This window comes from Microbispora hainanensis (assembly GCF_036186745.1).
Taxonomy (GTDB): Bacteria; Actinomycetota; Actinomycetes; order Streptosporangiales; family Streptosporangiaceae; genus Microbispora.
Window position 1 is genome coordinate 1,003,854 of the sequence record NZ_CP108086.1, and the last position, 22,667, is coordinate 1,026,520.

A 22,667-nucleotide genomic window follows, 5' to 3' on the forward strand; every position below is an offset into this window, starting at 1 on the left:
CCCAGGCAACCGTCGCGTCAGGGCAGCGTACGGCTCTCGCCTACGGCGAGGTCCCACAGGTCGGCGGGATCGAGGCCGCGTGACTCCCATACGGCGCGGGCCTCGCGCAGGGGCTCCAGCAGCGGCTCGCCCGACAGGACGAACGTGCCCCAGTGCATGGTGGCCATCCGCCGCGCGCCGACGTCGAGGCAGCCCTGCACGGCCTCGGCGGGATCGACGTGGGAGACCTTCATGAACCACCGCGGCTCGTAGGCGCCGACCGGCATCAGGGCGAGGTCGATGCCCGGGTAACGCTCGCCGATCTGGGCGAACCGCTCCCCGTAGGCCGTGTCACCGGCGAAGTAGACCCGATGCTCGGGGGAGGTGAGCACCCATCCGCCCCACAGTGTGCGGCAGGTGTCCCAGAGCGTACGGCGGCTCCAGTGGTGCGCCGGGACGAAGTCGAAGGTCACATCGCCGATGCGGGCCGACTCCCACCAGTCCAGTTCGGTCACGTTGCGGAAGCCGCGCCGCCGGAACCAGCCGCCGAGTCTGGCGGGCGCGAAGACGGCCGTGTCCCGTGGGAGGCGGCGGATCGTCGGCGCGTCCAGGTGGTCGTAGTGGTTGTGGCTGATCACGACCGCGTCGATCGTGGGCAGGTCGGACCAGGCGACGCCGGGAGGGGTGAGCCGCTGGCGTACGCCGGGGATCTTGCGGGACCACACCGGGTCGGTCAGCACGGTGAGCCCGCCGATCTGGAGAACGAACGTCGCATGGCCGACCCAGGTCGCCACGGTCTCGGTGGCGGCGGCGCGGGGCAGGCCGACGCGGTGGACGGGAATCTGGTCGCTGTCACCGATGTCGGGCCGGAGCTGGCCGTGCCACATGACACTGGTGACCTCGCGGAAGTCCGGAAGAGGGGCGGTCAGCCTGTCGGCGAAACCGGACGGCCACCGGCGGGGCCCGGCCGGCCGGACGACCGGCACCTTTGGAACGGGAGAAACGGGGATTTCTGGGGCCTCAGCACTTTCCGAGTGAATCGTCTGCGACATGGGGAACTCCCTTCCGTTCTCCATGATCCCCGCAGGGCCGAAAGTATTCCTCCTACGACCGGTCGATAACGGCCGGCTTCGCTCCGTCCTCAGGAGGAACGGGACCTCCGCCGCCTCGTCCACCAGGGACGCACCCGGGGATAGCCGCCGTCGTCCAGGCCTGCCATCCGCTCGAAGAGGTTCCACGAGGCCGGATGACCGCAGACGGCGTACGAGACGGCCGAGGCGAGCACGTACAGCACGAGCATGGGCAGGCCGACGCAGAACGCGTACTGGGTGGCATGGCGGGACTCGTGGTCGAGCAGGCAGCCGGTGAGATAGCCCTCGCCGTGCTTCGTCAGGACGACGTTTCCCACCGTGAACGCCCCGGCGACGGGGAACGGGATGCGGTAGCCGTGCGCGTAGACGAGGCCCCGCTGTCCCCTGCGGGTGCGGGCTCCGCCGATCCGCGCGATCAGCAGCCCGAGGGGCGTGGAGAGGTTGACGTAGTTGATGACCTGCCGGAACCGGTGCGACCGCCGCATGTCCTCAGCATCCGCGACCGGTCCCGCCCGGACAAGCTACTCGGCAAGCTACGGGCGGCCGTACGCCTTGAGCAGCCACGAGCCGGTGGAGCGGGTGACGACCACGGCCGCCGCGACGGCGACGGCGCCGCCGTAGAGGTACCAGTAGCCGGCCGAGTTGCCGGCGATGGCGAGGTCGCCGGCCCGCTGCGGCGTGGCCAGCAGGAACGACGCGAGGAGCCAGCCGACGGCGGGGACGAGCGCGCCCAGCTTGCCGCCCATCAGCCTGCCCATCGCGTACGGCACGGCGAACAGGGCGGCCAGCCAGCCGATCGCGGCGACGGGCACCTCCCCGGCGTACCACGCGTGCTGGAAGCCCCCGATGACACCGAGCACCACACCCAGCAGGAAGAGCACGCCGTAGGCCGCACCCGTCACGACCCCGGCCAGCGGGCCGGGGACGTTCTCGGCGGGTTCGACGCCGATGTGCGTCTCCTGGGTCATACCGCCCAACTTATCCGATATCTCAACCGATGCCGGCGAACAGGTCGGTCTCGCGGTTGTACGGCTCGCCGAGGCCGCCGACCTCGGGCGGCGCGCCGATGCCGGGCTTGCCGGGGACCCCGGCCCGCAGGATGTAGTGCTCGACCCCGAGGACCTCCTGGCCGACGTTGTTCGACAGCGCGAACCACGGCGCGTCCACGGCGATCTGCGTCGCGTGCGCCCGCATCGCGTCGATCTTGGCCTCCACGTAGGGCCGGGCGTCGATCTCCGTCGTCACGAGGTCGTCGGCGCACCCCGGCATGTCGTCGATCGACTCCGGCACCCAGAAGTCGACGTCGGCCTCGCGCATGGTCTCGATGGTCCGCCGCAGCACCGATCTCGGCATGGCGGTGAGGTAGAACTTGGCGATCCGCCACGGCTCCCCGCCGGGGAACTCGGGGTCGGCGGCCAGTTCGAAGGCCCGCCAGGAGACACGGTGCGCCTGGATGTGGTCGGGATGGCCGTAGAAGCCGTTCTCGTCGTAGGTGACGAGGACCTGGGGCCTGACCTCGCGGATCACCTTGACCAGCTCGCCCGCGGCCTCGTCGATGTCGGCCCGCCAGAAGCAGCCGGGGCGGTCGTTGGTCGCCGCGCCCATCATGCCCGAGTCGCGCCAGCGGCCGGCACCGCCGAGGAACCGGTGATCGGTTACGCCGAGCGCCTTGCACGCGGCGGCCAGCTCGCCGATGCGGTGCTGACCGAGGGTGTCGTCCCTGTCCGCCGCGAGGTGCGCGAGCTCCGGGGGGATGACCTCGCCTTCCTCGCCCAGCGTGCAGGTCACGAGCGTCACGTGCGCGCCCTCGGCGACGTACTTGGCCATGGTCGCGCCGGTGCCGATCGTCTCGTCGTCGGGGTGGGCGTGCACGAGCAGCAAGCGACGGTCAGTCATGCCTCCGAGGGTAGTGCCCTCGTACTGGCAGTATGAGGAGCTATGACGGAGAGCTTCCCACGCCTGCATGCCAGGACCAGGCGTTTCACCCTCGGGGTGCCGCGCAACTTCACGATCTCTCCCGACGGAGGTCGGGTGATCTTCCTCAGGACGAGGTCGGGCACCGATCCGGTGACCTGCCTGTGGGAGCTGGACGTCGCGTCCGGAGCCGAGCGGCTCGTCGTCGATCCCCTCGCCCTCGGCGCGGCCGACGAGGACCTCCCGCCGGAGGAGCGCGCCCGCCGCGAGCGGTCGCGGGAGTCGGCGGGCGGCGTGGTGGCGTACGCCACGGACCGGGAGGTCCGGCGGGCCGTCTTCGCGCTGTCTGGCGACCTCTACCTCGCCGACCTCGCCTCGGGCGAGGCGCGGCGGCTCCCGGCGGCCGGGCCGGTCATCGACCCCCGCATCGACCCCACCGGCGCGCGGGTGGCCTACGTCACGGGCGGCGCCCTGCACGTGCTGGACGTCGGCACCGGCGCCGACACCTCGCTCGCCGAGCCGGAGAACGACCTGATCACCTACGGCCTGGCGGAGTTCATCGCGGCCGAGGAGATGGACCGGATGCGCGGCTACTGGTGGTCGCCCTCCGGCGACCGCCTGCTCGTGGCCCGCGTGGACGAGTCGCCGGTGGCCCTGTGGCACATCGCCGACCCGGCCAACCCCGACCGGCAGCCCGTCCAGCAGCGCTACCCCGCCGCCGGCACGGCCAACGCCGAGGTCACGCTGCACGTCATCGGCCTGGACGGCGCGCGTACGGCGGTGCCGTTCGAGCAGGAGTATCTGGTGACGGCGGCCTGGGACGGGCACGGCCTCGCGATCGTCACGCTCTCGCGGGACCAGCGGACCATGCGCCTGCTGTCGGCCGACCCGGACACGGGCGAGACGACGCTCCTGCGCGAGGACACCGATCCGGCCTGGGTGGACATCGTCCCCGGCGTCCCGGCCCGCCTGTCGGACGGCACGCTCGTCTGGGTGGCCGACTCGGACGGCGGCCACCGCCTGGTGGTCGGCGACAAGCCGGTCACGCCGCCGTCCCTGCAGGTCCGCGCGGTGCTGGACGTGGACGGCGACACCGTGCTCTTCTCCGCGAGCGGCGAGCCCACCGAGATCCACCTGTGGACCTACACGGCGGGCACGCTCAGCCCGGTGACCACCGAGCCGGGCGTCCACTCCGGCCGCCGGGCGGGCGGCGTGACGCTCGTCGCGCGGCAGAGCCTCGACACCGAGGGCATGACGGTGACCGTGGGCGCGAGTGCTGTCAGATCTTTGGCCGAGCGCCCCGGCCTGGAGCCGCGTGTGTCGCTCGTACGGGCGGGCGAGCGCGAGCTGTCCACGGCGGTCCTGCTGCCCTCGTGGCACGTGCCCGGCTCGGGCCCGCTGCCCGTCCTCATGGACCCGTACGGCGGCCCGCACGCCCAGCGGGTGCTGTCGGCCCGGCGGATGTTCCTGGAGTCCCAGTGGTGGGCCGAGCAGGGCTTCGCGGTGATCGTGGCCGACGGGCGGGGCACGCCGGGACGCGGCCCTGCCTTCGAGCGGGAGATGCTGCACGACTTCACGATGTCGCTGCAGGACCAGGTGGACGCCCTCCAGGGCGTGGCGGCCCTGCACCCGGGCGACCTCGACCTGTCGCGGGTGGCGATCCGGGGCTGGTCGTTCGGCGGCTATCTCTCCGCCCTGGCCGTGCTGCGCCGCCCCGACGTGTTCCACGCCGCCGTCGCGGGGGCGCCGGTCACCGACTGGCGGCTGTACGACACCTGCTACACCGAGCGCTACCTGGGCCACCCTGACGAGGGGCACTACGAGAGGTCGTCCCTCCTCGGCGATGCCGAGAAGCTGGAGCGCCCGCTGCTGCTGATCCACGGCCTGGCCGACGACAACGTGGTCGCCGCGCACACGCTGCGGCTGTCGTCGGCTCTGCTCGCGGCAGGCCGCCCGCACACCGTGCTCCCGCTGTCGGGCGTCACCCACATGACGCCGCAGGAGGTCGTCGCGGAGAACCTGCTGCTCCTGCAGCTCGACTTCCTGAAGAAGTCGCTGAACATCACCGGCTGACGGGTCTACCGGGCGGTGCCGTGCCAGCTGTCCCACAGCGCGGCATAGGCGCCGCCCGCCGCCACCAGCTCGTCATGGGAGCCCAGCTCGCTGACCCGGCCGTCCTCCACCACGGCCACCCGGTCGGCGTCGTGCGCCGTGTAGAGCCGGTGCGCGATGGCGATCACCGTACGGCCGTCGAGCACGGCCGCGAGCGACCGCTCCAGGTGGCGGGCGGCCCGCGGGTCGATCAGCGAGGTGGCCTCGTCCAGCACGAGCGTGTGCGGGTCGGCCAGCACCAGCCGGGCGAGCGCGAGCTGCTGCGCCTGCGCCGGGGAGATCGCCGTGCCGCCGGAGCCGACGGCCGAGTCCAGGCCCTCCGGCAGCGCGGCCACCCAATCCCAGGCGTCCACGGCCTCCAGCGCTCGGCGCATCTCGGCGTCCGAGGCGCCGGGCCTGGCGATCAGGAGGTTGTCGCGGAGCGTCCCCCGGAACACGTGGTGCTCCTGGGTGACCAGGGCGACGTGCCCGCGCAGCTCGTCGAGCGGCAGCTCGACCAGCGGCACCCCGCCGACCGTGACCGACCCGCTCCCCGGCGCGTGCACCCCGGCGATGAGGCGGCCCAGCGTCGACTTGCCCGCCCCCGAGGGCCCGACCATGGCCAGGCGCTCCCCCGGGCGTACGTCGAGGTCGATGCCGTGCAGCACGTCGTGGCCCTCGCGGTAGGCGTACCGCACGCCGCTGACCTTCAGCTCCTCCCCCACCGGCCGGGCGTCGCCCGCGACGCGGTCGTCGGGCACGTTGGCCACGCCCAGCAGCCGGGCCATCGAGGCCCCGCCGACCTGGAGCTCGTCCACCCACGACAGCAGCCGGTCGAGCGGGTCGATGAGCTGCTGCACGTAGAGCGTGGCGGTGGTCACCTGGGCCACCGTCACCCAGCCCTCGATGGACAGCAGCCCGCCGACGAGCAGGGTCGCCACGACCGGGATGACATAGCCGAACTCGACCGCGGGGAACCACACCATGCGCAGGCCCAGGGTGTAGCGCTCGGCGGCGAACGACCGGGCGATGTCCCGGTCCGTACGGGCCCGGCGGCGGGCCTCCAGCCCGAGCGCCTCGATCGTGCGCGCGCCCTCGACGGTCTCGGCCAGGCCCTCGGTCATGTCGGCGTACGCCGCGTTCTCCCGCAGGTAGCCGTCCCTGGCGCGGTTGAGGTACCACCGGGTGGCGCCCCACAGCAGCGGCACGGCGACCAGCGACGGCACCGCCATCACGGGCCCGACGAGGATCACCGCGCCGACGACGAAGGCGCCGGTCACGACCGCGATCAGGGTCTCGGGCACGGCCTGCCGCACGCTGCGCGACAGCGCGTCCACGTCCCTGGACGTACGGGTGATGAGGTCGCCGGACCCGGCCCGCTCGACGGTCGACAGCGGCAGCGCGAGCACCCGGCCGACGAAGTCCTCCCTCAGCTCGGCCAGCACCTTCTCGCCCAGCCGCGACGAGGCGTACACCGCGAACCTGGTCAGCACGGCCTGCGCGGCCACGAAGGCGGCGATGGCCAGGGCGACGGTGTCCACGTGCAGGTCGGCGCGGCCCTTGGCCAGGCCGTCCACCAGGTCGCCGAGCATGCGGGGCGCGACGAGCCCGGCGATCGCCGCGAGCGCGTGCAGGGCGAGCGCGAGACCGAGCTCGCGCGGGTATTTCAGCGTCAGCCGCCGCGCGTAGGCGCGCACCTGCGCCCGGTCGGCGACCGGCAGGATCTCGCGGGCCATGCTCAGCCTTCCCCTCTGGTGACGGTCGCGCGATAGCCGGGCGCGCCGTCGAGCAGCTCCCGGTGGGTGCCCTCGGCCCGCACCACGCCGCCCTCGACGTACAGCACGTGGTCGGCCCGGTCGAGCACGAGCGGGCTGGTCGTGCAGACCAGGGTCGTCCGGCCCGCCCGCGCCTTGCCCAGCCGTCCGGCGACGCGCGCCTCCGTGTGCGCGTCGACGGCGCTGGTGGGCTCGACCAGGATCAGGATCTCCGCGTCGGCGAGCAGCGCCCGGGTCAGCCGCAGCCGCTGCTGCTGGCCACCGGAGAACTCGCGGCCCGACTCGGCCACGTGCGCGTCCAGGCCCTCGGGCAGCGCCGCCACGATGTCCTCGGCGCACGAGGCGTACAGCGCCTGGCGGACGTCCTCGTCGGTGGCCGTGCCCCGCACGTCGAGCTCGTCGCGCAACCGTCCGGTGAACACCCGCGCGCCGTTGTCGGCCACCAGGATGTGCCGCCTGACCTCGGTGAGCGGCAGCTCCGCCAGCGGCGTGCCGCCGAGCGTGACGTCGCCGGGGGCGAACCTGCCCAGGCGGTCGGCGATGGCGATGGCGTCCTCCGGCGCGGCCGCCGCGAGCGCGGTGAGCCGGCCGGGGCGGACCTCGACGCCCGACTCGCCGTCGCGGAGCACCCCGTCGCCCACACGGAAGCGGCCGTCGCCACCGGTGACGTCGGGCTCCAGCGACAGGATGCGGCAGACGCGGCGCGCCGCCACGTGCCCCTTGGTCAGCTTGTCGGCGGCCTCGGTCAGCGTGCGCAGCGGCGCGATCAGGAAGACCGCGTAGCCGTAGAACGCGACGAGCTGACCGGGGGTGATGCGGCCCTCCAGCGCGAAGTGCGCGCCGAGCCAGGTCACGCACGCGATCAGCACGCCGGGCAGCAGGACCTGGGCGCCCTCCAGCAGGGACTCCACCGAGGCCACCCGCACGCCCGCCTGCCGTACGCGCTGCGACTCCTCGCGGTAGCGGGCGGCGAAGACCTGCTCGCCGCCGATGCCGCGCAGCACCCGCAGGCCGGCCACGATGTCGGCGGCCCGGGTGGCCAGGTCGCCCTGCAGGTCGCGCTGGGCGTGCTGGCGCCGGTGCAGCGGCTTGAGCAGGGGACCCACCGCGGCCGCCATCAGCGGCACCCCGATCAGCACGACCAGGCCGAGCGGCGCCGAGGTGGCGATGAGGATCACGGTCACCGCGACGACGGCGACGGCCGCGCCGATGCCCCGCAGGAGGATGTCCATGGCGTTGCCGATATGCGCGATGTCGGAGTTGCCCACGCTGACGACCTCGCCCGTCGAGAGGCGTTTCGGCAGCGTCGCCCCGAGCCGGGTCGCCTGCCGTACGGTCACCTGCACGGTGCGGTAGGCCGCCGACAGCCAGGTGACGACGGCGAAGCGGTGACGCAGGACCCCGGTGACCGCCTGGAGCACGCCGAGACCGAGGACCACCGCCGACCACCTGATCAGCGTGTCCGCGTCCCGCTGGGCCATCGCGTCGATCGCCTTGCCCAGGGCCGCAGGCACGAGTGCCTGCCCCAGCCACCACAGCACCGCCAGGCCGACTCCGGCCAGCATCGTAGAGCCCTGGCCGCGTGCCACCCACCACAGGTAGCGCAGCGGCCCGCGGGCGTCGGGAGTGCCGGGATCGGCCACAGGAAGAGTGCGCATGGTCGTTCCAGGCTCGCAAACACGCAGGTCGCGGGGCAAACCGTTTTACCTGCACGAACCAGTGCGTCAACCAAGGTTGACAGATCGGCGGCTGTCAACCTATGTTGACGGCATGAGCGATACGGCACAACTGGCGAGCGACGCCGGCAGCCGCGATCCGGCCGTCGGTCTGCGGGCCGTACGGGCCCTGCGGCTCCTGGTGGAACGGCTCGAAGCGCTGCAGGTGGAGAACGCCCGCAACGCCGGGTGGTCCTGGCAGGACATCGCACTCCTGCTCGGGGTGTCCCGGCAGGCGGTGCACAAGAAGTACGCCGGCGGGCGAGGACTGCTGAGACGGGAGAAGTAGATGCTGGAAAGGTTCACCAACGACGCCCGGCAGATCGTCGTACACGCCGAGGAGCAGGCCAGGGAGCTCCGGCACGGACAGGTGGGCACAGAACACCTGCTGCTCGGCCTGCTGAGCCGCCCCGAGACGCTGTCGGCCCGGCTCCTCACGGCCCGCGGGATCACCTACGAACGGGCGAGAGCGGAGATCGTGCGGATCCTCGGCGACGCCACGGGCGGGGACATCGACGCCGAGGCCCTGGAGTCGATCGGAATCGACCTGTCGGCCGTCCGGGAGAAGATCGAGGAGGTGTTCGGCGTCGGGGCCCTCGACCGGGAGCCGCGCCGCGACCGCCGGGGGGCTCTCCTCAGCGGGCGCCGGGCCCCGTTCAGCCCACGGGCCAAGAAGACGCTCGAACTCGCGCTGCGCGAGGCCATCGCGCTCAAGAGCAAGGACATCCGCGACGGCCACGTCCTCCTCGGCATCATCCGGGAGGGCGAGGGCCTGGGCGTACGGATCCTGGCCGGCGCCGGGATCGACCTGTCCGAGCTGCGGACGGAGGTCAGGAGCGCGCTCTGACCCGCTTCAGCCGCGCCCGTCGGCCCGTGCCCGAGAGCATTGTCAGTCGTCCAGCGACGCCAGGGCGTCCTCGACGGTCTCGTGGACGGGGAACGCGGCGTGCAGCCCGGTCACCGTGAGGATCCGCAGGAGAACGCCCCGGACCCCGGCGAGCTTCAGGAACCCGCCCGCCTCCACGGCGTGGTCGTGCGTCTCCAGCAACAGCCGCAGGCCCATGGAGTCGCAGAAGGTCAGCCCGGAGGCGTCCACGACCAGCCGGGCGGCGCCCTCGTCCGGCAGCGCGCCGGGCAACTCACCGAACACCTTGCCGAAGACGGTGCGCAGCCGCTCGCCGGAGATCACGTCGAGCTCGCCGGTCAGGGTGACGAGCGTGTGCGTCGCCTCGTGGCTCACCGTGACGCCAAGTCTCGTCGTCATCGCCTGCCTTCGTCCCGGAAGATCCTCCGCCCGGAAGATCTGCACAGAAGATCTACACAGAAGTTACACCTCCGGCCCCCCTCGCAGGCAGAGGGAGGCAGGCGCTCAACGGCCGCCGGCGGTCTCGAACAACCCGCCGGAATCGGAGTCCGAACCTCCGTCCGTGGCTTGGACGAGCGCCTCCGCGACCGTCGGGTGCTGCTCGAACACGTTGCGCAGGCCGGTGATCGTCAGCACCCGGCGCAGCACGCCCTGCACGCCGCTCAGCATGAACCGGACGTTCAGGGCCTGGCCGCGCTGCAACGCGGAGATCAGCTCGCTGAGCCCGCGCGAGTCGCAGAACCCCAGCTCGGCGACGTCGAGCACGATGACGGACGTCCCAGGCGACTTCCAGAGCCCGTCCAGCTCGTCATGGAGCAGGTGAACCGTGCCGGCGTCGAGGTCGCCTTCCACCCGCACGACGACGGCCGCGCCGTGGACTGTGGACGCGACCTTCAAGGTGGAACGTGGACCGGTCACGGACATGCTCACTCCCTCGCCTGCGCAGACACGGCAGGCGTGTTACGCCAACACAAAGCACACGTTACCCAGGAGGTGAGGTCATTATGTTCCGGCCGACCGGCCCACATCCCCTTCCGCTACTTGGAAGCCGCCTTGAGGTAGTCGGCGTTCATCCGGGCGATGGTGTCGAACGGGATGCCCTTCGGGCACACCGCCGTGCACTCGCCGGTGTTGGTGCAGCCGCCGAAGCCCTCGGCGTCCATCTGCTCGACCATCGCCCGGGCACGCGACTCGCGCTCCGGCTGGCCCTGCGGCAGCAGGCTCAGGTGCGTGATCTTCGCCGCGGTGAACAGCGACGCCGAGCCGTTCGGGCAGGCCGCGACGCAGGCGCCGCAGCCGATGCAGGTCGCGGCGTCGAAGGCGGCGTCGGCGTCGGCCTTGGGCACCGGCACGGAGTGCGCCTCCGGGGCGGACCCGGTGGGCACGGAGACGAAGCCGCCCGCCTGGATGATCCGGTCGAACGCCGACCTGTCCACGACGAGGTCCTTGACCACCGGGAACGCCGCGGCCCGCCACGGCTCGATCGTGATGGTGTCGCCGTCCTTGAAGTGCCGCATGTGCAGCTGGCAGGTCGTGGTGAGCTTCTGCTCGCCGTGCGCGACGCCGTTGATGACCATGCCGCACATGCCGCAGATGCCCTCGCGGCAGTCGTGGTCGAAGGCGACCGGGTCGTCGCCCTCCAGGATCAGCCGCTCGTTGAGGACGTCGAGCATCTCCAGGAACGACATGTCAGGCGAGACGTCGTCGACCCGGTAGGTCACCATCCGTCCCTTGTCCGACGCGCCGTTCTGCCGCCAGATCTTCAGGGTCAGGTTCACTTGTAGCTCCGCTGGGTCATCTTGACGTACTCGTAGTTCAGCTCTTCCTTGTGCAGGACCGGACCCTCGGGCGTCCACTCCCACGCCGCGACGTAGGCGAAGTTCTCGTCGTCGCGCAGCGCCTCGCCGTCCGCGTCCTGCGACTCGGCCCGGAAGTGACCGCCGCACGACTCCGTGCGGTGCAGCGCGTCGATGCACATCAGCTCGGCGAGCTCGAAGAAGTCGGCCACCCGGCCGGCGCGTTCGAGCGCCTGGTTGAGCCCCTCGGCGTCGCCCGGCACCTTGACGTTGTTCCAGAACTCCTCGCGCAGCTCGGGAATGCGCTCCAGCGCCTTGCGCAGCGACTCCTCGGTGCGCTCCATGCCGCAGTAGTCCCACATGATGCGGCCGAGCTCGCGGTGGAAGGAGTCGGCGGTGCGGTTGCCGTTGACGGACAGCAGCTTGTCGATCTTGTCCTGGACGGCCTTCCTGGCCTCCGTGATGTCGTCCTCCTCGACCGGACCGAACGAGCCGGCCCCGGCGAGGTAGTCGCCGATCGTCGTCGGCAGCACGAAGTAGCCGTCCGCCAGGCCCTGCATGAGGGCCGAGGCGCCCAGGCGGTTCGCGCCGTGGTCGGAGAAGTTGGCCTCGCCGATCACGAACAGCCCGGGGATGGTGGACTGCAGGTCGTAGTCCACCCACAGCCCGCCCATCGTGTAGTGGACGGCCGGGTAGATGCGCATCGGCACCTCGTACGGGTTCTCGCCCGTGATGCGCTCGTACATCTCGAAGAGGTTGCCGTACTTCTTCTCGACGGCCTCGCGGCCCATCCGCTTGATGGCGTCGGCGAAGTCGAGGTAGACGCCGAGCCCGCCGGGGCCGACGCCGCGGCCCTCGTCGCAGACGTTCTTGGCGGCGCGGCTGGCGATGTCACGCGGCACGAGGTTGCCGAACGCCGGGTAGATGCGCTCCAGGTAGTAGTCGCGCTCGTCCTCGGGGATGTCGCCCGGCGCGCGGTTGTCGCCCTTGCGCTTGGGCACCCAGACGCGGCCGTCGTTGCGCAGCGACTCCGACATCAGCGTCAGCTTCGACTGGTGGTCGCCGCTCTGCGGGATGCAGGTCGGATGAATCTGCGTGTAGCAGGGGTTGCCGAAGTACGCGCCCTTCTTGTGCGCCCGCCAGATCGCCGTGGTGTTGCAGCCCTTGGCGTTGGTGGACAGGTAGAACACGTTGCCGTAGCCGCCGCTGGCGAGCACGACCGCGTCGGCGAGGTGGGTCTCGATCTCACCGGTGACCATGTCGCGGACCACGATGCCCCGGGCCCGGCCGCCGCTGACGATGAGCTCCAGCATCTCGTGGCGGGTGAAGACCTCGACGTTCCCCGCCGCGACCTGCCGCTCCAGCGCCTGGTAGGCGCCGAGCAGGAGCTGCTGGCCCGTCTGGCCGCGGGCGTAGAAGGTGCGCGACACCTGGGTGCCGCCGAACGACCGGGTGTCGAGCAGGCCGCCGTACTCGCGGGCGAACGGCACGCCCTGCGCCACGGCCTGGTCGATGATGTTCACGCTGACCTGGGCGAGGCGGTAGACGTTGGACTCGCGGGCGCGGTAGTCGCCGCCCTTCACGGTGTCGTAGAACAGCCGGTAGACGCTGTCGCCGTCGCCGCGGTAGTTCTTGGCGGCGTTGATGCCGCCCTGCGCGGCGATGGAGTGGGCACGCCGGGGCGAGTCCTGGTAGCAGAACGACTTGACCTTGTAGCCCAGCTCGCCGAGCGTGGCCGCGGCGGAGCCGCCGGCCAGGCCGGTGCCGACGACGATGACGGTCAGCTTGCGCTTGTTGACCGGGTTGACCAGCTTGGCCTGGAAGCGGCGCTTGTCCCAGCGGTCCTCGATGGGACCATCCGGCGCCTTGGTGTCCTGGATGGGCTCCCCCACCCGATACATCCCGGGGAGGCTCACGTTCTCCTCCTCCTGCTGCTGCGCGCGGCGACGGAACTTCACTTGACCACTCCGATCAGAATGCAGACGGGCGCCGAGATGAACCCGATCACCAGCACGGCGGAGACCGCGACGGCGGTCTTCTGCAGCATGCTGCGGACGCGGGGACGGCGGGTCAGGCCGAGCGTCTGGAACGCGCTCCACAGGCCGTGGCGCAGATGGAAGCCGACCATCACCATGGCGACGAGGTAGAACACCGCCACCCACCAGCGGTCGGGCTGGAAGCCGGCGATCATGCGGGCGTACGGCGTGGCGTCGCCGCCCTCGGGGTTCACCGTGCCGAAGGTCATGTCCAGCAGGTGCCAGATCACGAACAGCACGATGATCACGCCGCCCCACCGCATGGTGTGCGTGGCATACCCGTTGGCCTGCGACTTCCGCTTGGCCGCGTACTTCACGGGCCGTGCCTTGGCCGCCCGGCGGGCGAGCGACACCGCCGCCCACATGTGCAGCACGACGCAGACCACGAGCACGATCTCGGTGATCGTCAGCAGCGTCCGGTTCGGCAGCGCGGGCGAGCCCACGGTGCGCAACCATTCGGCATAGTGGTTGAAGGAGTCGGCGCCCAAGAAGATCTTGAGGTTGCCCAGCATGTGGGCGATCAGGAAGAGCACGAGAACGGCGCCCGTGACGGCCATGACGGCCTTCCTGCCGGCCGAGGTGCCGAGCAGGCCACGACGGGCGGGTGTGCGGGGGGAACTATGCGTTGGGACCGGCGCGGTCGCCGAACCGCGATCCGCGGAACCGGAGTCCACAGAGTGGTCAACAGTGGCAGTCACGGCTCCACACGCTAGGTTTGCACTGTTTAGACGTCCAAGTCATGAGAGGTCTGGTTTCGATAGCCCCCGGCTATGCGCTCTGCCCCACCGCCATCCCAGAGGCGAAGGTCCCGAGGATGTGCGACGAAATTCACACCCGACGGCCACAGGTGGGGGCGCATGAAGTCGTCTTCGGCGATAGCCCTAGGCTATTGAGGTGTGCAGCTCCAGCAACTGGCCTACTTCACGGCCGTGGCCGAGACGCGGCACTTCACCCAGGCCGCGGAGCGGATGCGGGTCGCCCAGCCGTCGCTGAGCAAACAGATCAAGAGCCTTGAGACCGAGCTGGGCGCGCCTCTGTTCAGCCGGGCCCGGGGCAACGTCACGCTCACCGCGGCGGGTGAGGCGCTGCTCCCGCTCGCGCGCCGCATGCTCGCCGACGCCGAGACCGCGCGGCGCGAGGTCGCCGAGCTGGCCGGGCTGCGACGTGGACGGGTGCGTCTCGGCGCGACCCCGTCGCTGTGCGCCGGGCTGCTGGCCGACGTGCTGGCCCGCTTCCACCGCGACTATCCCGGCGTGGAGCTGAAAGTCGAGGAGGGCGGGTCGCGCGACCTCGTCCGCGACCTCGCCCGCGGCCAGCTCGACCTGGCGCTGATCATCCTGCCGCTGCAGAGCAGCGACCCCTCCCTGGTGACCCAGGAGATCCTGAGCGAGAACCTCGTCGTGGCCTCCGCCTCGCCCCGGGGGCGCAGGCCGTACATGCGGATCGAGGACCTGCGCGGACGGCCCATGGTCATGTTCCGCCGGGGCTACGACGTGCGCGAGGCGACGCTGGCGGCCTGCCGGCAGGCGGGGTTCGAGCCGCGCTTCGCGGTCGAGGGCGGGGAGATGGACGCGGTGCTGCGGTTCGTCGAGGCGGGGCTGGGCATCGCGGTGGTGCCCTCGATGGTGCTGGAGAACCGGCCGAGGCTGACGGGCACCCCGCTGCTGCCCGGGCTGCGCCGTACGGTCGCCCTCGCGCACCGCAAGGATGTGGAGCCGACCCGGGCCGCGCAGGCCTTCCGCGCCGCGCTGTTGTCGTTCCTCCGCGAGGCCGCACGTGATGGAACGCTTCCTCAGGGAATAGAGGCGCTCGTTGACGTTTGAGCCCTGACGTTGACGTGTGAGCCCTGCCCGAGCGGTTTCCAGACGATAGGTTTGTGCGAACGATGCTGCACGACGCTGCTGCCGATGCTGACGAGAGGCGTTCGTGACCCCCCTCTCCCCTGATCTGCCCGATCCGCTCACCCTCCTGCTCATCGAGGACGACGCCGGCGACGCGTTTCTCGTCGAGGAGCTGCTGGCGAGCGCCGACAGGCCGCCGAAGATCACCTGGGCGCGGACCCTCGCCGAGGGGCGGGCGCGGCTCACCGACGACGTGCAGTGCGTGCTCGTCGATCTCTCCCTTCCCGACGCGTCGGGGCTGGAGGCATTGCAGCAGGTCCTCGCCATGGCCACGGACACGGCGGTGCTCGTCCTCACCGGGCTCGGGGACGCGCACGTCGGCATCGAGGCGGTCGCCGCCGGAGCGCAGGACTTCCTCGTCAAGCAGGACGTGGACGCCCGGCTGCTGATCCGCGCCATCCGCTACGCCATCGAGCGCAAGCGCGCCGACCTCGCCATGCGTGAGCTTCTGCAGGAACGCATCGTCAGCAAGGAGAACTCCCGGCTCGAACGCGGCCTGCTGCCCGTCCCGCTGCTCGACCCCGCGCTCCTGCACCACCAGGCCCGCTATCTTCCCGGGCGTGCGGGCGGGCTGCTCGCGGGCGACTTCTGGGACACGGTGCAGACACCCGACGGCGCGGTGCACGTGCTGATCGGCGACGTGTGCGGGCACGGTCCCGACGAGGCCGCCCTCGGCACGGCGCTGCGCATCGCCTGGCGCACGCTGGTCCTGGCCGGGCAGACCGGCAACGACGTGCTGCGCACGCTCGACACGCTGCTGCGGCACGAGCGCAAGTCGCCGGAGATCTTCACCACGATGTGCACCGCGGCCATCGCCCCCGACCTGACCACCGCCCGCCTGCACGTGATCGGACACCCGCCGCCGCTGCTGCTGCGCGACGGCGAGCTCGGCGTGGTCACCGAGACGCCGTCGGGCCCGCCGCTCGGGATCTTCCCGGGCATCGAGTGGACGTCCATCGACGTCACCCTGGGCGACCGGTGGTCTCTGCTGCTCTACACCGACGGCCTGATCGAGGCCACGGTCGGGGAGAACCGCGACCTGCTCGGCACCGAGGGGCTCGCCAACCTGATCCGCGCCGCGGACGGAATCGACCTCGACCGCATCATCGCCAGCCTCGACGGCGCCATGCACGACGACGTCGCGGCCGTCCTCGTGTCCCGGGGTGACGGCTCGCGGGGTGACGGCGCGTGAGCTCGCCGGCCCCCCTGCCTCCGCTCACGCCGTCCGCCCGGGGCTCGCGCCTGCCGGTCGGCCGATGGTTCGTGCTCGCCGGAGCCGGCGTCCTGACCATATTCATGATCGCGGTCGCCGCCATCCTGCTCGCGCTATCCACGACGCACGAGGCCCGGGAGACCCTCGTCGACGCGGTGGACCCCGCCGCCCTGCAGACGCTGCGCATCGCCCGTGCGGTGCAGGCGCAGGAGGGCGCGATCCGCGGATACGGGCTCACCGGCGAGCAGCAGTATCTCGACGCCTACCGCCAGGGGGTCGCCGAGGAGCGCGCCGCGACCGGCGAGATCGCCAGGCTCGCCCCCCGGCTGCCCGAGGGGTACGGCGTGCGCCGCCAGATCCGCGCGATCGACGACGCCACGACCGCCTGGCGGCGCGACTACGCCGAGCCCGTGGTCACGCGGACCCTCAAGAGCGGCCCCGGCTCGCTCACCGACCTGGCCAGGAACAACCTCCAGCGCTTCTCCGCGGTCAGGAGCGCGCTCGACACGCAGCAGGCCCTGCTCGGGCGGCTGCACGACGTCGCCAGAGACCGGCTCTACTCCGGCTGGAACACCATCTATACAGCGGTCGCGGCGCTGGCCGGCGCGATGGTGCTGGCGATCGTGTTCTGCGCGCTGATCGTGCGCCGCACGGTCACGGGCCCGATCGCGCGGCTGACCCGGCAGGTCCGGGCGGTGGCGGCGGGCGACTTCGACCACGAGCTCGGGGTCGAGCGCCCGGCCGAGCTGTGGGAGCTGTCGGGTCACGTCGACGGCATGCGCCGCCGGATCATGACCGAGTGGCGGTCGGCAGCCGAGGCCCGCCAGCAGCTCGCCGAGCAGGCCGAGGAGCTCAGGCGCTCCAACCGCGAGCTGGAGCAGTTCGCCTACGTGGCCAGCCACGACCTCCAGGAGCCGCTGCGCAAGGTGGCGAGCTTCACCCAGATGCTTGAGCAGCGTTACGCCGACCGGCTCGACGACCGTGCCCGGCAGTACATCGCCTTCGCCGTGGACGGCGCCCGCCGCATGCAGTTGCTGATCAACGACCTGCTCGACTTCTCGCGGGTGGGCCGGGTCGGCGGCGAACGCGCGGAGATGGACACGGGCGACGCCCTGGCCGCCGCCCTGCGCAACCTCGACGCCCGGCTCTCGGAGACCGGCGCGACGGTCACCCACGACGACCTGCCGACGGTCGTCGGCAACCGCACGCTGCTGACCCAGCTCTTCCAGAACCTCGTCAGCAACGCGCTCAAGTTCCGCTCCGAGGAGCCTCCCCGCGTCCACATCGGCGTACGGCGGGACGGCGACATGTGGGAGTTCGCCTGCTCGGACAACGGGATCGGCGTCGAGGCGAAATACGCCGACCGCATCTTCCTGATCTTCCAGCGGCTGCACCCGAGGGACGTCTATCCCGGGACGGGCATCGGACTGGCCCTGTGCCGAAAAATCGTCGAATATCATGGCGGCCGGATCTGGCTGGACACGAGCGAAGGCGCCGGAGCCACGTTCCGCTGGACCCTGCCGGCCATAGGAGATCCCGATGACTGAATTCCGCCCGATCGAGGTTCTCCTGGTCGAGGACGACCCGGGCGACGTCCTGCTCTGCCAGGAGGCGTTCTCCTACAACAAGGTCGGCAACACCCTCCACGTGGTCAACGACGGCGAGCAGGCGCTGGCCTTCCTGCGCGGCGAGGGGACGTACGGCTCGGCGCCCCGGCCCGATCTCGTGCTGCTCGACCTCAACCTGCCTCGCGTGAACGGCTTCGAGGTGCTGGAGGAGGTCAAGAGGGACCCCGCGTTGCACACCATCCCCGTTGTGATCCTCACCACATCGGAGGCCGAGCAGGATATCCTGCGGGGATACAACTTGCACGCAAACGCGTACATCACCAAACCAGTGGATTTCGACCAGTTCACCCGGGTAGTACGGCAGATCGATGAATTCTTCGTGACCGTGGTCAAACTGCCGGGGAAGTGACCGAGATCACATGGAGGAGGAGTGACGCTCCTCACACTTCATGATGTGCTCGTCGTAATGTGTGCCCCACCAAATACGCGCACGGCCTGAGCAGTACGGCGCGGTCGCTCCGGCGTGCGCGGAGTCAGTGAGGGTGGAAGGTCTCCGATGACCCAGACAACGGCCGAGAGCGCGACAAGGAAACAACGCGCGCAGATCAGGGTGCGCACTCTTCGCACCGACCGATGGTGGCTGGCTCCGGCGCTCACGTTCGCCGGACTCTTCTTGTTCTTGATTTATGGCTTCTGGGCGATGTTCGACCTGAGCGTGCTGGCCGGATCGTACATCGCCCCCTTCTCGTCGCCCTGTCTGGCGGCGGCGACCTGCCCGGAGGGGGCCCGGTTGTTCGGGTTCGCTCCGTTCGGCGACTGGTACACCCTGCCGCCGGGACTGCTGATCCTCGCCTTCCCCGGCGGGTTCCGGTTCACGTGCTACTACTACCGCAAGTCGTACTACCGCTCGTGGTGGCTGTCGCCGCCGGCCTGCGCCGTGGCCGAGCCGCACAGCAAGTACACCGGCGAGACGCGCCTGCCGCTGATCCTGCAGAACGTCCACCGCTACTTCTTCTACGTGGCCGTGGTCATCGGTCTGATCCTGACGTACGACGCGGTGCTGTCGTTCCGCGACGAGAACGGCAACTGGGGACACGTCGGTCTCGGCTCGATCATCCTCGTCGTGAACGCCGTGCTGGTCCTTTGCTACACGTTCGGCTGCCACTCGTGCCGGCACATCACCGCCGGGCGCCTGAACCACTTCTCGAAGCACCCGCTGCGCTACAAGATGTGGACCCTGATCTCCAAGCTCAACGCCAGGCACCAGCAGTTCGCCTGGGCGTCCATGGCCTCGATCGTGATCGCCGACCTGTACGTCCGGCTCGTGGCCAAGGGCGTCATCAACTTCCCGTTCGCATAAGGATTTCAAGTGGAGCGTCACGAATACGACGTCGTCGTCATCGGAGCCGGTGGAGCGGGCCTCCGCGCGGCGATCGAGGCGCGGCAGCAGGGCAAGCGGACGGCGATCGTCTGCAAGTCGTTGTTCGGCAAGGCCCACACGGTCATGGCCGAGGGCGGCGCCGCGGCCGCGATGGGCAACGTCAACCCGAGCGACAACTGGATGGTGCACTTCCGCGACACCATGCGCGGAGGCAAGTTCCTCAACAACTGGCGCATGGCGGAGCTGCACGCCAAGGAGGCCCCGGACCGCGTCTGGGAGCTGGAGGCCTGGGGCGCGCTGTTCGACCGCACCAAGGACGGGAAGATCAGCCAGCGCAACTTCGGCGGCCACGAATACCCGCGCCTCGCCCACGTCGGCGACCGCACCGGCCTGGAGCTGATCCGCACCCTCCAGCAGCGCGTCGTCGCCCTGCAGCAGGAGGACGAGAAGCTGCACGGCGACCCCGAGGCGTACATCAAGGTCTTCGCCGAGTGCACGATCACCCGGCTGCTGAAGGACGGAGACGCCATCTCGGGGGCCTTCGGCTACTGGCGCGAGACGGGCGACTTCATCGTCTTCGACGCCCCCGCCGTGGTGCTGGCCACCGGCGGCATCGGCAAGTCGTACGTCGTCACGTCGAACTCCTGGGAGTACACCGGTGACGGTCACGCGCTGGCCCTGCTCGCCGGCGCGAAGCTCATCAACATGGAGTTCATCCAGTTCCACCCGACGGGCATGGTCTGGCCCCCGTCGGTGCGCGGCATCCTGGTGACCGAGTCGGTGCGCGGCGACGGCGGCGTCCTGCGCAACTCCGAGGGCCGCCGCTTCATGTTCGACTACATCCCGGACGTGTTCAAGGACAAGTACGCCACGACCGAGGAGGAGGCGGACCGCTGGTACAACGACCAGGCCAACAACCGGCGTCCGCCGGAGCTGCTGCCCCGTGACGAGGTGGCCAGGGCGATTAACGCCGAGGTGAAGGCCGGGCGCGGCTCACCGCAGGGCGGCGTGTTCCTCGACGTGTCCACCCGCCTGCCCGCCGCCGAGATCATCAGGCGGCTGCCGTCGATGCACCACCAGTTCAAGGAGCTGGCGGACGTCGACATCACCAAGGAGCCCATGCAGGTCGGCCCGACCTGCCACTACATCATGGGCGGCGTCGAGGTGGACGCCGACACCGGCGCGGCGTCGGTTCCCGGCCTGTTCGCGGCCGGCGAGGTCTCCGGCGGCATGCACGGCTCCAACCGGCTCGGCGGCAACTCGCTGTCCGACCTGCTGGTGTTCGGCCGCCGCGCCGGCGCGGGAGCCGCGGCGTACGTGGACGGGCTGGCCAGGCGGCCGGCCGTGACCGGGATCGACGAGGCCAAGGCCGAGGCCCTGGCACCCCTGGAGCGGACCGGCGGGGAGAACCCGTACGAGGTCCACCACGAACTGCAGCGCACGATGAACGACCTGGTCGGCATCATCCGCAAGTCCGAGGAGATCAGCGAGGCCCTCCAGGTCATCGAGAAGCTCAAGGAGCGGGCCAAGAACACCGCCTCCTCGGGCAGCCGCATCTACAACCCCGGCTGGCACCTCGCGATCGACCTGCGCAACATGCTGCTGGTCAGCGAGTGCGTGGCGAAGGCCGCGCTGCTGCGGGAGGAGAGCCGCGGCGGTCACACCCGCGACGACTACCCCGGCATGTCGGCCGAGTGGCGGCGCAAGCTGCTGGTCTGCTCCGCGAATCCGGACGGCACGTCCATCACGGTCGAGGAGAAGATCCAGCCGTCCATGCGGGGCGACCTCATCAGCCTGTTCGAGCGCTCCGAGCTGGAGAAGTACCTCACCGAGGAAGAGCTGGCGGAATACGACGCCGCGGTCAAGGAGTCGTGATGGGATACAAGGCGAAGTTCCGCATCTGGCGCGGTGAGGGCGGCGAGGGCCGTCTGGAGGACTTCACGGTCGAGGTGAACGAGGGCGAGGTCGTCCTCGACATCATCCACCGGCTCCAGGCCACGCAGGCCCCCGACCTCGCGGTCCGCTGGAACTGCAAGGCCGGCAAGTGCGGCTCGTGCTCGATGGAGATCAACGGCAAGCCGCGCCTGGGATGCATGACCCGGATGTCCACCTTCGAGGAGAACGAGACCATCACGGTCACGCCACTGCGGACGTTCCCCGTCATCAAGGACCTGGTGACGGACGTGTCGTTCAACTACCAGAAGGCCCGCGAGATCCCGTCGTTCACGCCGCCCGCCGACGTGAAGCCGGGCGAGTATCGCATGCAGCAGATCGACGTCGAGCGCTCGCAGGAGTTCCGCAAGTGCATCGAGTGCTTCATGTGCCAGAACGTCTGCCACGTGATCCGCGACCATGAGGAGAACAAGGCGAACTTCGCCGGTCCGCGCTACCTCATGCGGATCGCCGAGCTCGACATGCACCCGTACGACGTGGCGGACCGCAAGGAGTCGGCGCAGGATGAGCACGGCCTGGGCTACTGCAACATCACCAAGTGCTGCACCGAGGTCTGCCCCGAGCACATCAAAATCACCGACAACGCGCTGATCCCGATGAAGGAGCGCGTGGTCGACCGGAAGTACGACCCGCTGGTCTGGCTGGGCTCGAAGATCTTCAAGCGGCAGCGCTGAGATCCTGCAGGAAAGGCGCCGATCGGTCCCTCCGATCGGCGCCTTTCGTTTTACTTACAGGTCATCGAGATGCGGACTAGCGTTGGCTCATACCGCTGATCAGCTTTACCGTCGAAAACTACCGATGTTTTGCGAAGCCACAGAAAGTGGAGCTGCGACCGATCACCGTGGTGCTCGGAAGAAACAATTCCGGAAAGAGTGCACTTGTCCGGACACCGCTCCTCTTGCAGGCGGGCATCCGTACGACGTCCCGCTCGCCCTTCGACCTCGATCAGCTGGGCGACGAGGCACCTGACTTCCGCCACTTGGTGTACGGCAGTCGGCCTCACGGCAGCATCCGGCTCGGACTGGAGTGCGCCAGCGGGCCAGCCGACGACGCACGGAGCGTCGACGTCACCGTGCAGAACATCGACGAGTGGCAGGACCAGGTCGTCAGGCAATTGACCGTCACATCGGGTTCCGCCACAACGACATTGACCTGGTTGGACGAGTACGAGCTCGAAGTCAACCTCGCCGACGCGGGCACCGGAGAGCTGATGGAACGCGCTGCGGCAGACGGCCGGCTGACGCAGTCCGACTTCGAGAAGCTCGGCGAGGGCATCGCCACTGAACTACGCCAGCTTCTCACCATGCTTCAACGAATCATCTAGGGGATGCCGTGCCAGACCGTGACGGGAAGCTCAGATCCGTCCCGCAGAGATGGGAACTGGAGGCG

Annotated in this window: 22 protein-coding genes; 11 read left to right on the top strand and 11 right to left on the bottom strand. The window is 70.3% G+C overall.

Annotation, left to right across the window (positions count from 1 at the left end):
* Positions 1-17 precede the first annotated feature (17 nt).
* The 4 genes from OHB01_RS04565 to mshB all read right to left on the bottom strand — a co-directional run bounded on the left by OHB01_RS04565 (position 18) and on the right by mshB (position 2,966).
* The gene (locus OHB01_RS04565; RefSeq protein ID WP_328854970.1) at positions 18-965 is read right to left on the bottom strand and encodes an MBL fold metallo-hydrolase; all 948 of its coding nucleotides are present in this window, start codon (positions 963-965) and stop codon (positions 18-20) included.
* A gap of 155 nt (positions 966-1,120) precedes the next feature.
* Positions 1,121-1,555, bottom strand: coding sequence for a hypothetical protein (locus tag OHB01_RS04570; RefSeq protein ID WP_142652424.1), 435 nt, complete (start codon positions 1,553-1,555; stop codon positions 1,121-1,123).
* 48 nt (positions 1,556-1,603) lie between these two features.
* Entirely contained in the window at positions 1,604-2,038 is a 435-nt protein-coding gene (locus OHB01_RS04575) for a DUF6113 family protein (RefSeq protein ID WP_142652425.1), read from the bottom strand.
* Positions 2,039-2,060: 22 nt separating this feature from the next.
* Entirely contained in the window at positions 2,061-2,966 is a 906-nt protein-coding gene (gene mshB / locus OHB01_RS04580) for an N-acetyl-1-D-myo-inositol-2-amino-2-deoxy-alpha-D-glucopyranoside deacetylase (RefSeq protein ID WP_142652426.1), read from the bottom strand.
* Between the two features lie 42 nt (positions 2,967-3,008).
* Here mshB and OHB01_RS04585 point away from each other — a divergent pair, with 42 nt between their 5' ends.
* Complete coding sequence (locus OHB01_RS04585; RefSeq protein ID WP_142652427.1) at positions 3,009-5,057, top strand: DPP IV N-terminal domain-containing protein; 2,049 nt, start codon at positions 3,009-3,011, stop codon at positions 5,055-5,057.
* Between the two features lie 5 nt (positions 5,058-5,062).
* On the opposite strand, the gene OHB01_RS04590 is transcribed toward OHB01_RS04585, so the two are convergent.
* Positions 5,063-6,811 (bottom strand): ABC transporter ATP-binding protein, encoded by a 1,749-nt coding sequence (locus OHB01_RS04590; RefSeq protein ID WP_142652428.1) that lies wholly within the window; start codon positions 6,809-6,811, stop codon positions 5,063-5,065.
* Between the two features lie 2 nt (positions 6,812-6,813).
* Positions 6,814-8,508: an ABC transporter ATP-binding protein gene (locus OHB01_RS04595; protein ID WP_328854971.1), complete on the bottom strand. Its 1,695-nt coding sequence runs from the start codon at positions 8,506-8,508 to the stop codon at positions 6,814-6,816.
* Positions 8,509-8,620: 112 nt separating this feature from the next.
* On the opposite strand from OHB01_RS04595, the gene OHB01_RS04600 reads away from it, so the two are divergent.
* On the top strand, positions 8,621-8,854 hold the full coding sequence (locus OHB01_RS04600) for a hypothetical protein (protein ID WP_030507490.1): 234 nt from the start codon (positions 8,621-8,623) through the stop codon (positions 8,852-8,854).
* Positions 8,855-9,412 carry a Clp protease N-terminal domain-containing protein gene (locus OHB01_RS04605; protein ID WP_147942562.1) on the top strand — a complete coding sequence of 186 codons (558 nt, stop codon included), beginning with the start codon at positions 8,855-8,857 and terminating at the stop codon, positions 9,410-9,412.
* 42 nt (positions 9,413-9,454) lie between these two features.
* On the opposite strand, the gene OHB01_RS04610 is transcribed toward OHB01_RS04605, so the two are convergent.
* The 5 genes from OHB01_RS04610 to OHB01_RS04630 all read right to left on the bottom strand — a co-directional run bounded on the left by OHB01_RS04610 (position 9,455) and on the right by OHB01_RS04630 (position 13,819).
* A complete protein-coding gene (locus tag OHB01_RS04610; protein WP_142652431.1) occupies positions 9,455-9,829 on the bottom strand; it encodes an STAS domain-containing protein in 375 nt (124 codons plus the stop codon).
* Positions 9,830-9,934: 105 nt separating this feature from the next.
* Complete coding sequence (locus OHB01_RS04615; RefSeq protein ID WP_147942563.1) at positions 9,935-10,354, bottom strand: STAS domain-containing protein; 420 nt, start codon at positions 10,352-10,354, stop codon at positions 9,935-9,937.
* A gap of 113 nt (positions 10,355-10,467) precedes the next feature.
* A complete protein-coding gene (locus OHB01_RS04620; RefSeq protein WP_142652433.1) occupies positions 10,468-11,208 on the bottom strand; it encodes a succinate dehydrogenase/fumarate reductase iron-sulfur subunit in 741 nt (246 codons plus the stop codon).
* Positions 11,205-13,127: a fumarate reductase/succinate dehydrogenase flavoprotein subunit gene (locus tag OHB01_RS04625; RefSeq protein WP_142652442.1), complete on the bottom strand. Its 1,923-nt coding sequence runs from the start codon at positions 13,125-13,127 to the stop codon at positions 11,205-11,207. The genes OHB01_RS04620 and OHB01_RS04625 overlap by 4 nt, the downstream gene beginning before the upstream one ends.
* Positions 13,128-13,180: 53 nt before the next feature.
* Entirely contained in the window at positions 13,181-13,819 is a 639-nt protein-coding gene (locus OHB01_RS04630; RefSeq protein ID WP_240972214.1) for a succinate dehydrogenase cytochrome b subunit, read from the bottom strand.
* Positions 13,820-14,158: 339 nt separating this feature from the next.
* Between OHB01_RS04630 and OHB01_RS04635 the strand changes: the two genes are divergently transcribed.
* The 8 genes from OHB01_RS04635 (at position 14,159) to OHB01_RS04670 (ending at position 22,602) form a co-directional block, all read left to right on the top strand.
* A complete protein-coding gene (locus OHB01_RS04635) occupies positions 14,159-15,085 on the top strand; it encodes a LysR family transcriptional regulator (protein ID WP_142652434.1) in 927 nt (308 codons plus the stop codon).
* 103 nt (positions 15,086-15,188) lie between these two features.
* Positions 15,189-16,355: a PP2C family protein-serine/threonine phosphatase gene (locus OHB01_RS04640; protein ID WP_142652435.1), complete on the top strand. Its 1,167-nt coding sequence runs from the start codon at positions 15,189-15,191 to the stop codon at positions 16,353-16,355.
* Positions 16,352-17,923: a sensor histidine kinase gene (locus tag OHB01_RS04645; RefSeq protein ID WP_205831225.1), complete on the top strand. Its 1,572-nt coding sequence runs from the start codon at positions 16,352-16,354 to the stop codon at positions 17,921-17,923. Before OHB01_RS04640 ends, OHB01_RS04645 begins: the two co-directional genes overlap by 4 nt.
* Positions 17,916-18,353, top strand: a complete 438-nt coding sequence (locus OHB01_RS04650; protein WP_328854972.1) for a response regulator — start codon at positions 17,916-17,918, stop codon at positions 18,351-18,353. Before OHB01_RS04645 ends, OHB01_RS04650 begins: the two co-directional genes overlap by 8 nt.
* Before the next feature lie 147 nt (positions 18,354-18,500).
* On the top strand, positions 18,501-19,304 hold the full coding sequence (locus OHB01_RS04655; RefSeq protein WP_328709184.1) for a hypothetical protein: 804 nt from the start codon (positions 18,501-18,503) through the stop codon (positions 19,302-19,304).
* A gap of 9 nt (positions 19,305-19,313) precedes the next feature.
* Positions 19,314-21,200 (top strand): fumarate reductase/succinate dehydrogenase flavoprotein subunit, encoded by a 1,887-nt coding sequence (locus OHB01_RS04660; RefSeq protein WP_142652438.1) that lies wholly within the window; start codon positions 19,314-19,316, stop codon positions 21,198-21,200.
* Positions 21,200-21,952, top strand: a complete 753-nt coding sequence (locus tag OHB01_RS04665; RefSeq protein ID WP_142652439.1) for a succinate dehydrogenase/fumarate reductase iron-sulfur subunit — start codon at positions 21,200-21,202, stop codon at positions 21,950-21,952. Before OHB01_RS04660 ends, OHB01_RS04665 begins: the two co-directional genes overlap by 1 nt.
* A gap of 98 nt (positions 21,953-22,050) precedes the next feature.
* Positions 22,051-22,602 (top strand): AAA family ATPase, encoded by a 552-nt coding sequence (locus OHB01_RS04670; protein WP_405396542.1) that lies wholly within the window; start codon positions 22,051-22,053, stop codon positions 22,600-22,602.
* Positions 22,603-22,667 lie beyond the last annotated feature (65 nt).